The organism is Halomonas sp. Mc5H-6 (genome assembly GCF_024124705.1).
GTDB classification, from domain to species: Bacteria; Pseudomonadota; Gammaproteobacteria; order Pseudomonadales; family Halomonadaceae; genus Vreelandella; species Vreelandella subterranea.
On record NZ_JAMXSI010000004.1, the window covers coordinates 56,153 to 68,883 of the forward strand.

At 56.5% G+C, this 12,731-nt stretch carries 11 protein-coding genes; 5 read left to right on the forward strand and 6 right to left on the reverse strand.

What is annotated here, in order from left to right; genetic code table 11:
• Positions 1-4 precede the first annotated feature (4 nt).
• From prpC to NH395_RS07735, 3 genes are read right to left on the reverse strand one after another with little or no spacing between them, the layout of a single operon-like run.
• The gene (prpC, locus tag NH395_RS07725; protein WP_066322096.1) at positions 5-1,132 is read right to left on the reverse strand and encodes a 2-methylcitrate synthase; all 1,128 of its coding nucleotides are present in this window, start codon (positions 1,130-1,132) and stop codon (positions 5-7) included.
• Positions 1,133-1,174: 42 nt separating this feature from the next.
• The gene (gene prpB / locus NH395_RS07730; RefSeq protein ID WP_253023750.1) at positions 1,175-2,077 is read right to left on the reverse strand and encodes a methylisocitrate lyase; all 903 of its coding nucleotides are present in this window, start codon (positions 2,075-2,077) and stop codon (positions 1,175-1,177) included.
• 42 nt (positions 2,078-2,119) lie between these two features.
• Positions 2,120-2,860 (reverse strand): GntR family transcriptional regulator, encoded by a 741-nt coding sequence (locus tag NH395_RS07735; protein WP_066322101.1) that lies wholly within the window; start codon positions 2,858-2,860, stop codon positions 2,120-2,122.
• A 272-nt stretch (positions 2,861-3,132) separates the two neighbouring features.
• On the opposite strand from NH395_RS07735, the gene pabB reads away from it, so the two are divergent.
• Both pabB and NH395_RS07745 read left to right on the forward strand, forming a co-directional pair.
• Positions 3,133-4,488 carry an aminodeoxychorismate synthase component I gene (pabB, locus tag NH395_RS07740; protein ID WP_253023751.1) on the forward strand — a complete coding sequence of 452 codons (1,356 nt, stop codon included), beginning with the start codon at positions 3,133-3,135 and terminating at the stop codon, positions 4,486-4,488.
• Between the two features lie 117 nt (positions 4,489-4,605).
• Entirely contained in the window at positions 4,606-5,226 is a 621-nt protein-coding gene (locus NH395_RS07745; RefSeq protein ID WP_066322109.1) for a phosphoadenosine phosphosulfate reductase family protein, read from the forward strand.
• Positions 5,227-5,245: 19 nt separating this feature from the next.
• On the opposite strand, the gene cysB is transcribed toward NH395_RS07745, so the two are convergent.
• Complete coding sequence (gene cysB / locus NH395_RS07750; protein ID WP_253023752.1) at positions 5,246-6,220, reverse strand: HTH-type transcriptional regulator CysB; 975 nt, start codon at positions 6,218-6,220, stop codon at positions 5,246-5,248.
• 255 nt (positions 6,221-6,475) lie between these two features.
• On the opposite strand from cysB, the gene trxA reads away from it, so the two are divergent.
• Entirely contained in the window at positions 6,476-6,859 is a 384-nt protein-coding gene (gene trxA / locus NH395_RS07755; protein ID WP_139839338.1) for a thioredoxin, read from the forward strand.
• 44 nt (positions 6,860-6,903) lie between these two features.
• On the opposite strand, the gene NH395_RS07760 is transcribed toward trxA, so the two are convergent.
• The gene (locus tag NH395_RS07760) at positions 6,904-8,007 is read right to left on the reverse strand and encodes an AI-2E family transporter (RefSeq protein ID WP_253023753.1); all 1,104 of its coding nucleotides are present in this window, start codon (positions 8,005-8,007) and stop codon (positions 6,904-6,906) included.
• A gap of 205 nt (positions 8,008-8,212) precedes the next feature.
• Between NH395_RS07760 and NH395_RS07765 the strand changes: the two genes are divergently transcribed.
• Complete coding sequence (locus NH395_RS07765) at positions 8,213-9,046, forward strand: SIMPL domain-containing protein (RefSeq protein WP_253023754.1); 834 nt, start codon at positions 8,213-8,215, stop codon at positions 9,044-9,046.
• On the opposite strand, the gene serS is transcribed toward NH395_RS07765, so the two are convergent.
• Positions 8,991-10,268, reverse strand: a complete 1,278-nt coding sequence (serS, locus tag NH395_RS07770) for a serine--tRNA ligase (RefSeq protein ID WP_253023755.1) — start codon at positions 10,266-10,268, stop codon at positions 8,991-8,993. The two genes, NH395_RS07765 and serS, sit on opposite strands and share 56 nt — an antisense overlap.
• A 197-nt stretch (positions 10,269-10,465) precedes the next feature.
• Between serS and NH395_RS07775 the strand changes: the two genes are divergently transcribed.
• Positions 10,466-12,724 (forward strand): CRISPR-associated endonuclease Cas3'', encoded by a 2,259-nt coding sequence (locus NH395_RS07775; protein ID WP_253023756.1) that lies wholly within the window; start codon positions 10,466-10,468, stop codon positions 12,722-12,724.
• Positions 12,725-12,731 lie beyond the last annotated feature (7 nt).

The following is a 12,731-nucleotide window of genomic DNA, read 5'->3' on the forward strand; positions in this document are numbered from 1 at the left end:
TCACTTAGTCGCGCGCTTCGATGGGCACCCATTCGCTCTTCTCAGGGCCTGTATAGTCGGCGCTGGGGCGAATAATGCGGTTATTTTCACGCTGTTCGAACACGTGGGCGGCCCAGCCGGTAAGCCGGGACATCACAAAAATCGGCGTAAACAGCTTGGTGGGGATGCCCATGAAGTGGTAGGCGCTGGCATGGAAGAAGTCGGCGTTGCAGAACAGCTTCTTCTCCCGCCACATGACCTCCTCGCAGCGCACCGAGACGGGATACAACACCGTGTCACCCACGTCGTCGGCGAGCTTTTTCGACCAGTGCTTGATGATCGCGTTGCGCGGGTCGGACTCGCGATAAATGGCATGGCCGAAGCCCATGATTTTTTCTTTGCGCGCCAGCATGCCGAGCATTTCACGTTCGGCTTCTTCCGGGGATGACCAGTTCTCGATCATCGCCATCGCCGCTTCGTTGGCGCCACCGTGCAGCGGCCCACGCAGCGAGCCAATCGCCCCGGTGACGCAGGAATGCATGTCCGAAAGCGTCGAGGCACATACCCGAGCCGTGAAGGTGGACGCATTGAACTCGTGCTCGGCGTACAAAATCAGCGAGACGTTCATCACCCGGGCGTGCAATTCGGAAGCCGGTTCGCCGCGCAGCATATGCAGGAAGTGACCGCCCACCGAGGCATCGTCGGTCTCGGTATTGATGCGCACGCCATCGTGGCTGTAGCGGTACCAGTAGCAGATGATCGAAGGCAGCACGGCCAGTAGACGGTCGGCCACGTCGTCCTGCTCTTCAAAGCTTTCTTCGGTTTCCAGGTTACCCAGCATGGATGTCCCGGTACGCATCACATCCATGGGGTGAGCATCTTTGGGAATCTCCTCCAGCACATTTTTCAGGGCACTTGGCAAACCGCGCAGGCTTTTCAGCTTGGCGATGTAGTCATCCAGCTCGGCCTGGTTGGGCAGCTTGCCCTTCAACAGCAGGTAGGCGACTTCTTCGAACTTGGCTTTTTCGGCCAGCTCCTTGATATCAAAGCCGCGATAGGTTAATCCTGATCCGGTCTTACCCACGGTACACAGCGCGGTGGAGCCTGCGCTCTGGCCACGAAGTCCCGCACTGTTTTGTGGTTTATCCGCCATGTCTTGTCTCCTGCTAGCGTGTCTTTTATCGGTTGTAAATTATTAAGCGTCTTTCTGCTCGGCAAATAGCGCGTCGAGCTTTTGCTCGAAATCGTGGTAGTTCAAGAAGTCGTACAGCTCATCGCGAGTCTGCATGGTGTCCACCACGTCTTTCTGGTGGCCGTTGTCCAGGATGCTTTGATAAACGTTAAGCGCGGCGGCGTTCATCGCGCGGAAGGCGGATAACGGATACAGCACCATGCGGCAGCCGACGTCGCCCAACTCCTGCTGGGTGAACAGCGGCGTGGCGCCGAACTCGGTGATATTGGCAAGAATCGGCGCGTTGACCCGCTCGCAAAACGCCCGGTAGTCATCCAGGGTATGCACCGCTTCGGCGAAGATGGCGTCAGCACCTGCCTCGATACAGGCATTGGCACGCTCGATGGCCGCGTCCAGCCCCTCTTTCTGGAACGCATCGGTGCGCGCAATCAGGTAAAAATCCGGGTCGAGCTTGGCATCCGAGGCAGCTTTGATGCGATCGACCATTTCCTGCTGGGAGACAATCGCCTTGTTGGGGCGATGCCCGCAGCGCTTCTGGGCCACCTGGTCTTCCAGATGTACCGCTGCCACCCCCGCACGCTGCATTTCCTTGACGGTACGCGCAATGTTGAACGCCCCGCCCCAACCGGTATCGATATCCACCAGCAAGGGCAGATCGGTAGCGCCGCAAATACGGTGAGCATCTTCCACCACGTCGTTCATGGTGGTCATGCCCAGGTCCGGCAGACCAAAAGAGGCATTCGCCACGCCGCCACCGGACAAATAAATCGCCTGATGCCCTACCCGCTCGGCCATCATCGCCGTGTAAGCGTTGATGGCGCCGAGAATCGGCAGGGGCCGATTCGCCTCAAGCGCCGCCCGAAAGCGGGCACCGGGTGTTGAACCTGACAAGCTTGAATGGGACATGGGCGTAGACTCCTTTGTAATCCGACACGGGTATACGGCGTTTTACCCCGAGTGCGTCGATGATTGTTGTTCAAGAATGGTGGCATAACGGTCGGCGACATTGGCGCGGGAAGCGCTGACGTGGCGGCGCATTAATAGTTCGGCGAGTTCGGCGTCGCCGGCTTCGATGGCATCGACAATGCGGTGGTGTTCCACAAAAGCCCGCTGGGGGCGCGCGCCGCTGGCGCTGAACTGGGTACGATAAAGACGCACGAGGTAGTAGAGATCGTCACACAGCAGGTTCATCAGCATCTTGTTATGACTGCCCTGCACAATACAGTAGTGAAAATCGAGATCGCCTTCGCGCTGATAGTAGGCTTCGCCACGCTTTAAGTCCGCCTGACCTTCGTGAAGCGCCAGAACATCCCGCAAGCCCTGCACCTCTTCCGGCGACATGTGTTCGGCGGCAAGACGCGCCGCCATGCTTTCCAGCGCCTCGCGCACGTCAAAAAGCTCAATCAGCTCTTTCATTGAGAGCTTGACGACCCGGGCCCCGACATGGGGAACCCGCTCGATTAGACGGTGTGCCTCCAGGCGGCGCATTGCTTCACGCAGCGGCCCTCGCGATATACCGTAGGTTTTCGATAAACCCGGTTCGGTAATCTTGCTCCCGGGGGCGAGCTCACCGCGAACGATGGCTTCCTGGAGCTGCTGGAAAACCCTCTCGGCCAGGGTGCGCACTTCCGGAGAAGCCGCATCATGATCCGATGAATCTTTATGTGTAGTCACGGCTGATAGCGTCATGATGAATTGTCGACAATTAGATAGTGGAGCAACTTTAGCCCTCCTAAAAACTACCGTCAACCTTGCTTATCGTTCGAACATATAGGCCTTTTGTCGTACGACTTAGGGCAACAAGGTTTTACGATGTCAACAATCTGACGAAAAGCGGGGCACCGCTGACAACGATGTCCTGCATCATGCGATTAACGTGAGAAAGCCGTAGAGAGGATCGACTGGTGTCATTGTTTAACGCCCTCTAAAATGCGTTGCCCACTCGGCCAGGCGTTTGCTTCATGACATCGGCGTTAACACTGACGGCACTGCCCTACCTACCCGACCCGTTGACGACATTCGCGACACTTCGCCAACGCTCCGGCGCGGTGTTGCTCGATAGCGGGCGCCCGCTGGCCAACGGTCGGTTTGACATCATGAGCAGTGATCCACTGGCGACGCTTGAAATCGATGCCAACGGCCAATCGAAGATCACGTCCGACCGACTCACTGTGCCTCTCGACTGGCCTGATGCGTTTGCCCCCCAGCAGTGGCTGCTTGACCAGTTGCCTGTGCCATCACAAGACATGGGCGAGCTCCCCTTTGCGGGCGGTTTGATCGGTTACTGGGGGTATGACCTGGGCCGTGAGCAGCAGTCGATTGCCAGCCAGCAGCCGCGTGTCACCGACCTTCCCCAAGCCCGAATGGGGCTCTATGACTGGTGCATCACGCTTGACCACCACACCCAGCAGGCCTGGCTTGTCGCCACCGCCGAGCGCCGCACAAAAGTCATGCGCTGGCTTGACCATCCAGAGCCAGCGACGGGGCCGTTTTGCCTGACCGCGTCTTTTCAGGCGGAACTCAGCCGCGCTGATTACCATCAGCGCTTTCATGCGGTACAAGACTATATTCGCGCGGGCGACTGCTACCAGATCAACCTGGCCCAACGCTTTTCGGCGTCTTACCAGGGCGATGAGTGGCAAGCCTATTTACGCCTGCGCCGCGCCACCCCCACGCCTTTTTCAGGATTTATGGCGTGGCAGGGCAAAGCAGTGCTTTCGCTCTCGCCGGAACGGTTCATTCGTAGCCATCAGGGCCAGGTGGAAACTCGCCCGATCAAGGGAACGCGCCCCCGCGGCATTACCCCTGAAGAGGACAAAGCACTCGCCGAGCAATTGCTCAATAGCCGTAAAGACCGGGCCGAAAATGTCATGATCGTTGACCTTTTGCGTAATGACCTGGGCCGTATCTGCCTGCCCGGTACGATCAGGGTTCCTCAGCTCTGTCACCTGGAGAGCTATCCCAACGTTCATCATCTGGTCAGTGTCATCCAGGGACAGCTCCCCGACCCGCGTGCCGCCCTCGCGCTTCTCGCCGCTGCGTTTCCCGGCGGGTCGATTACCGGCGCACCCAAAATTCGTGCCATGCAGATCATCGATGAGCTGGAACCCTGCCAACGAAGCATTTACTGCGGCAGCCTCGGATATGTCGACGTGCGGGGAAGCATGGATACCTCGATTGCCATTCGCACAGTGGTGGCCGATGCCGGTCGGCTTCACGTATGGGGCGGTGGCGGACTGGTAGCCGACTCCAACGTCGATGAGGAATACACCGAGACGCTGGACAAGATTCGCCATTTGATTAAAGCTCTGGAATAAGAAAGGATAATTTATATATCAAGAAGGAATATAAAAGCCAAACCAAACGGTATTGGGGCCACCTACCTGCTCTTTGGTAGTCTAGCGACAGGATCTTTCCGACGATAAGGAGGCAGCATGTCCTCAGAACTTGACGCGATCAACAACGACTTTGCCAACAACCCTCAAGGATTAATCGAGTGGGCGATGGCGCAAGGCACACAACCTATCTGCACCACCAATTTCCGCCCGTTCGAAGCGGTGATTCTGCATATGGTGACGCAGGTGCGCCCCGATATCCCCATCGTATGGATGGACAGTGGCTACAACACCGAGGCGACCTACCAGTTCGCCGATGAGCTCATCAGGCAGCTTGATCTGAATATCGTCAGCTTCCTGCCCAAGCGGACCCGCGCGCATCGCGAAGCGCTGGAAGGACCCATGCCGGGTATTGATGACCCGCGCCACGATGCCTTTACCCAGGAAGTCAAAATTGAGCCTTTCGAACGTGCTCTGAGGGAAATGCAACCGGATGTATGGTTCACCGCCCTGCGGGCGGAAGACACCCCGGAACGTGCCAGGATGCAACCTGTCAGCCGCAATGCTGACGGCCTGCTGAAAGTCGCACCGCTGCTTCAGTGGACGGCCAAGGATATGTACCAATACCTGCAAGCCCACAACCTGCCCAACAACTTCGACTACTTTGACCCCACCAAGGTCGAGGAAAAGCGCGAATGCGGGCTGCATCTACAGCACTGATCTCACCCTACAGGTCAGTTTAATACTCCGGCAGGTCCAGGTCGTCGAATAACGACTGCTCATGACGCGGGCCTGCGGTCAGCGCCTCTTCCACCCGGTCACGGGTAAGATGAGGCGCAAAGCGGGTCAGAAAATCGTACATGTAACCGCGCATGAAGGTGCCACGGCGAATACCAATCTTGGTCGTGGAGCTTGCAAAAAGATGACGTGCGTCCAGCGCAACCAGATCATCGTCCAACCCCGGGTCAACGGCCATGTGCGCCACAATACCTACCCCCATGCCGAGCCGTACGTAGGTTTTGATCACATCGGCATCTGCCGCCGTGAGCACCACGTTTGGTGTCAGTCCTTTGGCCTTGAACGCATCATCCAGTTGGGAACGCCCCGTGAAGCCAAACACATAGGTGACCAGCGGATGCTCCGCCAGCGCTTCCAGTGTCAACGGCGACTCCAGATGGGCCAGCGGATGGTCTTTGGGTACCAGAACACAACGGTTCCAGCGATAGCAAGGCAGCAGAATAAGATCGGTGAACAGCTCCAGCGACTCGGTGGCAATAGCGAAATCGGCCTGCCCCTCACTAACCATCTGGGCAATTTGCTTGGGCGTGCCCTGCTGCATATGCAGCGCCACATCGGGATACTTCTGGGTAAAAGCGCTGATAATGGGCGGCAGCGCATAGCGCGCCTGGGTATGGGTGGTGGCAATCGCCAGACTACCGCGCCGTTCGTCGCTGTGCTCCTGTGCCACATGCTTGATGTTCTCGGTCAACCGCAGCACTTGCCCGGCCAGATCAATGATCGACTGACCGGCAGGCGTCACACGGGTCAGGTGCTTACCACTACGCGCAAAAATCTCGACGCCCAGTTCGTCTTCCAACAGGCGAATTTGTTTGGAAATTCCAGGCTGCGAGGTGTAAAGACTTTGCGCGGTGGCCGAAACATTCAAATTGTGCCGATTCACTTCCCAAATGTAGCGAAGCTGCTGCAGTTTCATAGTGTCACCTAACCGGTCAATGCACGGATGATTGCGTTGAAACGGCAAGCGCTGCCGTTGGCACTTGGCTCACACAACCATTATTAGAATAAAAAAAAACGCTATAATGCCTTTATAGTATAAAAAAACAGCCTTGGCAGCACCTATTACTTTTTACTATTTTATCGATTTCGCGCCGATCGCATTTGCCACACCCCGTTTCGCCCGCTAACATTTGCCGACTTGGCGCGATGAAATGCGCTATGCAATCGCGTGATGACCGTTGCTCCATTTGAGGCAACGAAACAGCAAGAGCAACGCAAACGGGAGAAGCAAATGGCTACTAATGTTGATGTTACTAACGCCAATTTTGAGCAAGAAGTCCTCAACGCCGAACAGCCAGTCCTACTGAAGTTCTGGGCCCCCTGGTGCGGCCCCTGCAAAGTCATGGCCCCGGTGGTCGATGAAGTCGCCGACGAGCAAGGCGAAAACCTCAAGGTGGTCAGCGTCAACGTCGATGACGCCCCCGAGATCGCGGCAGAGCAAGGCGTTCGTGGCGTTCCCACCGTCATGCTGTTCAAAGCAGGCACCAAAGTGGCATCGCTGGTGGGCGCTCAATCAAAATCGCAGCTAACCCAGTTTATCGACCAGAACGCTTGACATAACAAAACCGCCGACAGGGTCGGCGGTTTTGCTTATTCATCTCAGTGCCGCCTCAGCCAGGGCGGACGGCGAGCGTCCTGCTTACTCGAGGTCTCTCCTTTCCGACTGCCCGGCCCCAACAAGTGCGCCATCCATCGCGTTTGCGGATGGCTGTCCAGGGCTATCTTGAGCGTCATGGTCAAAACGACCGAGAGCAGCATCCCGGCAACCCCAAACACCCACCCCCATACCACCAGCGATAAAAACGCCACGAAGGTGGAAAGCCCCAGCGCCTGCCCCATGATCCGCGGCTCGACCAGGTTACCCAGCACGAAATTGATCCCCAAGTAAGCGGATGCCAGCAGCAATGCCTGCCAGACACCCCCATCCTGAGAGACCAGCAGCAATAAAACAGGCGGAACCGCGGCAATCGCAGAACCAATATTGGGAATAAAGTTGAGCGCAAAAGCCAGCACCCCCCAAAGCAGCGGGAACTCGACTCCCACCATCAGGCAAGACAGCCATACCAAAATACCCGTCGCCAGGCTGATCACCGTCTTTACGGCAAGATAACGTTTCAACGTCAGGCTGAATTCGCTGAAACGCTTCAAACTCGGCGCTGGGTTTTCCAGGGCCCGCGATACCTTATCGCGGAAATTCAGCGTTTCGAACAAGAGGAAAATAACCAGCAACGCGACAATGGTGCTCTGCATGAACAGGTTGCCAACCTCTCCCAACAAGGTTTGCATCCAGGCCCCTTCACCATCCATTTCCAGCATCGAGCTAAGCTGATCCGGGTCTATCGCCAGGCCGCGAGATGCCAACGCATTTAATACATCCCAGTAGTGCTCATAAAGACGCGTTTCAATATCAGGCAGGGCTTGGATGAAGGTGCTGAAACTGTTCACTACCAGCAGGCCGATCATCGATATAAACACCAGCATGAACATCAAGGTGAGAAACACCGCAAGCCGCAAGCTAAGCCCGCAACGATTCAGCCAATGCACGGGGGACGTGCATACCACAGCGATAAAAATGGCGAGCAGCAGGGGGACCAGCAGGTCTGCGCCCATTTTCATTCCCGCCATAATGACCACCAAAGCGGCCATGGCCAGCGTGGCATTCAATGGAATACTGCGGTAATCCTCATCCGATAACTTCGACATACGCCTCCATTTCTAAGCAACATCGCCTTCTAGACCAGAAGACAACGGAATTTAGCACCAAGCGTGCAAACTTCTAGCAACAACGATCAACCACACTGCCACGGCTGAACTTTCTTTAGCCTACCGCATTCAAAGCAGAGTCTAGTCTTACTCTTACTCCTCCGCCATGCGCCTGAGCGCACACGCATTTATAGGGATATTGCCCATGAAATTTCGCTTGCCCTCTAAAACACCATTACGCCAAAGCCTGGCCGTCAGTGCACTGCTTACCCTGATCAGCATTCCGATGGCCCAGGCAGCCCCCACGCCACCGAGCTTGCATGTCCAAGCTCAGTCCTTTGTTGAAGTCGCGCCTGACAAAGCCACCCTCAGTGCCCGCTTATGGGAAAAGACCCCCGCGCTATCAAGCCTCGAAGACACCGACAGCGACGAATTGAACGCAGCGAGGGAGCGGCTTGAGCGCCGCGCCAGCGAGCTGATAAACACGATGGAAGATAGCGGCCTCGAGCGCGATGCGATCAGCGCTGGCTCCTTGAATATTTACCCTGAGCAGGTATCGGGTCCGCGTGGCAGTAATGATGAGGGTGAAACGCTGCAGCGCACGCGGCTCGAACGCCCGGTCACCGTCGAACTGACGGATATCGGACAGCTTGGTGACGTGCTGGACGCCTTGATGGATGCAGGCGTGAACGCCCTGGACGGCGTGCAATTCGACCTGCAGGACCGTGACACCGCCACCGACGAAGCGCTGGTCAAGGCCCTGGAGAAAGCCCGGCACAAGGCCGAGCTAATGGCCGATACGCTGGATACCGACCTCGGTCATGTTCAGCACATCGAAGAAACCCAGTCGCCCATCTTCCAACCCCGCATGATGTCAATGCGAGCAGAGAGCAGCGCCAGTGCCGATACCGGCCATAGCCCCAGCAGCGAATATCGCCCCGGGACCATCCGCATAGAAGCAGGCGTTAACGTGGAATGGGCCCTTAAAGGACCAGACGCTCCAGCCCGCCCAGATAGCGACGTAGCGGCTCAGGAATAACCACCGAGCCATCCGCCTGCTGGTGGTTTTCAAGCACCGCCAGCAGGCAGCGCCCGACCGCCAGCCCCGAGCCGTTCAAGGTATGCAACAACTGAGGCTTTTTCGCATCCGGGTGACGGAAGCGTGCCTGCATGCGCCGCGCCTGGAAATCCTCGCAGTTGGACACCGAAGAAATCTCGCGGTAGGTCTCTTGGCTGGGCAGCCATACTTCCAGGTCGTAGGTCTTGGCTGCGCCAAAGCCCATATCACCGGTGCACAGCGTCACCACGCGATACGGCAGCTCGAGCGCCTGCAGGATCGCCTCCGCATGGCCGCGCATGTCCTCCAGCGCCTGGTAGCTGTGTTCCGGTTCGACAATCTGCACCATCTCGACCTTGTCGAACTGGTGCTGGCGAATCATGCCGCGGGTATCGCGCCCATGAGAACCTGCCTCAGACCGGAAGCACGGCGTATGCGCGGTGAGCTTCATGGGCAGCGCCGCCTGGTCGACGATCTCATCGCGCACAAAGTTGGTCAGCGGCACTTCCGAGGTGGGAATCAGGTGATAGTCACGCTCATCGTCCAGGCGGAACAGGTCCTCGCCAAACTTGGGCAACTGACCGGTACCGACCAGCGACTCCCGGTTGACCATGTAGGGCACGTAACACTCTTCGTAGCCGTGCTGCTCGGTTTGGGTGTCCAGCATGAACTGCGCCAGTGCGCGATGCAGGCGCGCTACCGGCCCGCGCATCACTGCAAAGCGTGCGCCGGTGATCTTGGAAGCCAAATCAAAATCGAGATAGCCTGACTGCTTGCCCAGATCAACGTGATCCAGCACCTCGAAATCAAAGGCGCGAGGCGTGCCCCAACGGTGCAGCTCGACGTTATCGTCTTCGCTTTTGCCTTCCGGCACGCTGTCATGGGGGATATTGGGAATCCCGCTGACCGCATCGTCCCACTCGGCCTGAACCGCCGCCAGTTGCTGCTTCGCGGCGTCCAGGCGCTCGCCCAGGTCACTGACCTCGTCCAGTAGCGGCTGAATATCCTCGCCGTTGGCCTTGGCCTTGCCAATCGCCTTGGAACGGGTGTTGCGCTCGTTCTGCAGTTGCTCCGTCTGGGTTTGCAGCTCGCGACGGCGCGATTCCAGCGCCTGCAGTCCCTGTTTATCCAACACAAAGCCCCGGCGGGCCAGTTGTTGCGCCAGCGCATCAAGATCACCGCGCAGCAGTTTCGGATCGAGCATGAGGTATCCCTTGGCCTGAATTCAGTAAACCACGGCGCAAAACGCCGACAACAAAGGCAACTATTGTAGGCAAAAGCGCGTGCGGGGGCTATGGGTGCTTTGGCGGGAAGCAATGACTCACCTAGTTTGAGCATTTTGTCATAGCAAAAGCCTATGCTTTAAGGCTAAGGTTACTAAGTAATTAATCATGTTGAGCCATGCAAATGCCATCTAAATCATCGCACTTTTACGCTCATTCTATCCCAGAAACAGACAAGCAAGCCTGGCAAACACTAGATGATCACTTACGGTGTGTCGCCGAAATGGCGGCAAAACGCGCTGAACGGTTTGGTATGCCAGATGCTGGATATGCAGCGGGTCTTTTACATGATTTAGGCAAGTACAGCGCGCCCTTTCAGCGGCGGCTGGAAGGCTCTCAGGAACGTGTTGATCACTCTACAGCAGGTGCTATTGTTGCCAAAAATCGCTTCAAAGGCGGGATCGGTGACTTGCTGGCCTACTGTGTTGCGGGCCATCATGCAGGGCTTGCCAATGGCCGTGATTCAGGCGAACGCTCCCCACTTAGTGAACGCCTTAAAGCGGATATCCCTGCGCTAAATAACGCTTGGCAAGATGCGCTTACGCTTCCACAAGAGCTACGTCCTCCTGGTACATTTACCCAACGTCCAGAACGGGGTTTCTTTCAACTCGCGTTTCTCACCAGAATGCTTTTTTCATGTTTAGTCGATGCAGACTATATCGATACCGAAACTTTCTACGCCCAACATGCGACCGGCTTAGCACGGCAACGCGGTGGCGGCGCTTCGCTAACGCTGCTTCGCGATGCGCTCAATCAACACCTGGAAGCCTTCGATACCGAAAAAGGCATTAACCAATTACGTGGGCATATCCTGCATGAGGTACGTAACAAAGCGGGAATGCGACCCGGCTGTTTCAGCCTCACGGTGCCCACTGGCGGTGGCAAAACCCTGGCCTCCCTCGCCTTCGCCTTGGATCATGCCATCACCCATGGCATGGATCGTGTTATCTACGTTATCCCCTTCACCAGTATTGTCGAGCAGAACGCTGCGGTGTTTCGGAAGGCGCTGGGCAGGTATGGCGCTGATGCAGTGCTCGAACACCACAGCACCTTTGATGCTGAAAAAGCGTCAAAAGGAGACAAGGATAGTCTTGAGAAACTCAGACGCGACAGTGAGAACTGGGACGCACCGATTATCGTGACAACATCGGTGCAGTTCCTTGAAAGCCTATTTGCCGCTAAAACATCACGCTGCCGAAAATTACATAATATTGCCCGTAGCGTGGTGATTCTGGATGAAGCACAGACAATGCCTCTGCCCTTGCTGCGCCCAAGCGTTGCCGCACTGGATGAACTCGCGCTGAACTATCACACCAGCATTGTGCTCTGTACCGCTACCCAACCCGCTCTGCTTGAAACTAATGACGCAGCCCGCAGCTTCGCAGGCGGCTTCAAAGACGTTGAGGAACTAGCCCCAGATCCAAAAAATCTGTATCAAGCGTTAAAACGGGTGACGGTAAAGCATATTGGCTGCTTAGATGACAAGCAGTTGCGCGACGAACTCCTGGACGTCGATCAAGTACTGTGCATCGTCAATAACCGCCGCCACGCCAGAGCCTTGTATGAATCCATCGCCGATCAGCCAGGCGCTTTTCATCTGACCACCGCTATGTGCGCCGTTCATCGGCGACAGGTATTACAGCATATTCGTGAAACACTTACAGAAGGCAAACCATGCAGGGTGGTGTCTACTTCGTTAATAGAAGCGGGCGTTGACGTAGACTTTCCGAGGGTACTGCGCGCCGAGGCGGGGCTAGACTCTATCGCCCAGGCCGCAGGGCGCTGTAACCGTGAAGGTAAACGGACCGCCGAAGAGAGCGAAGTGCGTATTTTTGCAACTGCTAATGAAGAGTGGGCGCCGCCGCCCGAGCTAAAACAGTTCGCCCAAGCCACTCGTGAAGTGCTACGCCAACACGATCACGACCCGCTTTCGCTGGAAGCGATAGAGGCGTATTTCACGCTACTTTACTGGCAGCAAGGGCCTGACCAACTCGACAAGCACCAACTGCTCTCGCTGATTGAAAAAGGGCGGCTTGAAGCCCTGCCCTTTGAAACTCTCGAACAGAAATTTCGCCTCATCGACAACAATCAACGAAGTGTCATTATTCCCAGGGACGGTGACGCACGTAAAGCGATTAAAGAGCTCGCCTTTGCCACAAGCCCTGGCGGCATTGCCCGAAAACTGCAGCTCTATACAGTGCAAGTGCCCCATAACGGCTTTAGAGCCCTGGAAAAAGTCGGCGCCATTGCCCCAATCGAGCCGGATAAATTTAATGACCAATTCATGCTGCTGGTCAATGAAGACCTCTACGATGATGCGCTAGGGTTGAACTGGAGCGACCCAACCTTTATGCGAGCCGAAAGCTTACAGTGGTAAACATACA

What these genes read in the sequence shown, in the direction of transcription:
- prpC (WP_066322096.1), bottom strand. Translation starts at nt 1,132, where the DNA reads ATGGCGGATAAACCACAAAACAGTGCGGGACTTCGTGGCCAGAGCGCA.
- prpB (WP_253023750.1), bottom strand. Translation starts at nt 2,077, where the DNA reads ATGTCCCATTCAAGCTTGTCAGGTTCAACACCCGGTGCCCGCTTTCGG.
- NH395_RS07735 (WP_066322101.1), bottom strand. Translation starts at nt 2,860, where the DNA reads ATGACGCTATCAGCCGTGACTACACATAAAGATTCATCGGATCATGAT.
- pabB (WP_253023751.1), top strand. Translation starts at nt 3,133, where the DNA reads ATGACATCGGCGTTAACACTGACGGCACTGCCCTACCTACCCGACCCG.
- NH395_RS07745 (WP_066322109.1), top strand. Translation starts at nt 4,606, where the DNA reads ATGTCCTCAGAACTTGACGCGATCAACAACGACTTTGCCAACAACCCT.
- cysB (WP_253023752.1), bottom strand. Translation starts at nt 6,220, where the DNA reads ATGAAACTGCAGCAGCTTCGCTACATTTGGGAAGTGAATCGGCACAAT.
- trxA (WP_139839338.1), top strand. Translation starts at nt 6,476, where the DNA reads ATGACCGTTGCTCCATTTGAGGCAACGAAACAGCAAGAGCAACGCAAA.
- NH395_RS07760 (WP_253023753.1), bottom strand. Translation starts at nt 8,007, where the DNA reads ATGTCGAAGTTATCGGATGAGGATTACCGCAGTATTCCATTGAATGCC.
- NH395_RS07765 (WP_253023754.1), top strand. Translation starts at nt 8,213, where the DNA reads ATGAAATTTCGCTTGCCCTCTAAAACACCATTACGCCAAAGCCTGGCC.
- serS (WP_253023755.1), bottom strand. Translation starts at nt 10,268, where the DNA reads ATGCTCGATCCGAAACTGCTGCGCGGTGATCTTGATGCGCTGGCGCAA.
- NH395_RS07775 (WP_253023756.1), top strand. Translation starts at nt 10,466, where the DNA reads ATGCAAATGCCATCTAAATCATCGCACTTTTACGCTCATTCTATCCCA.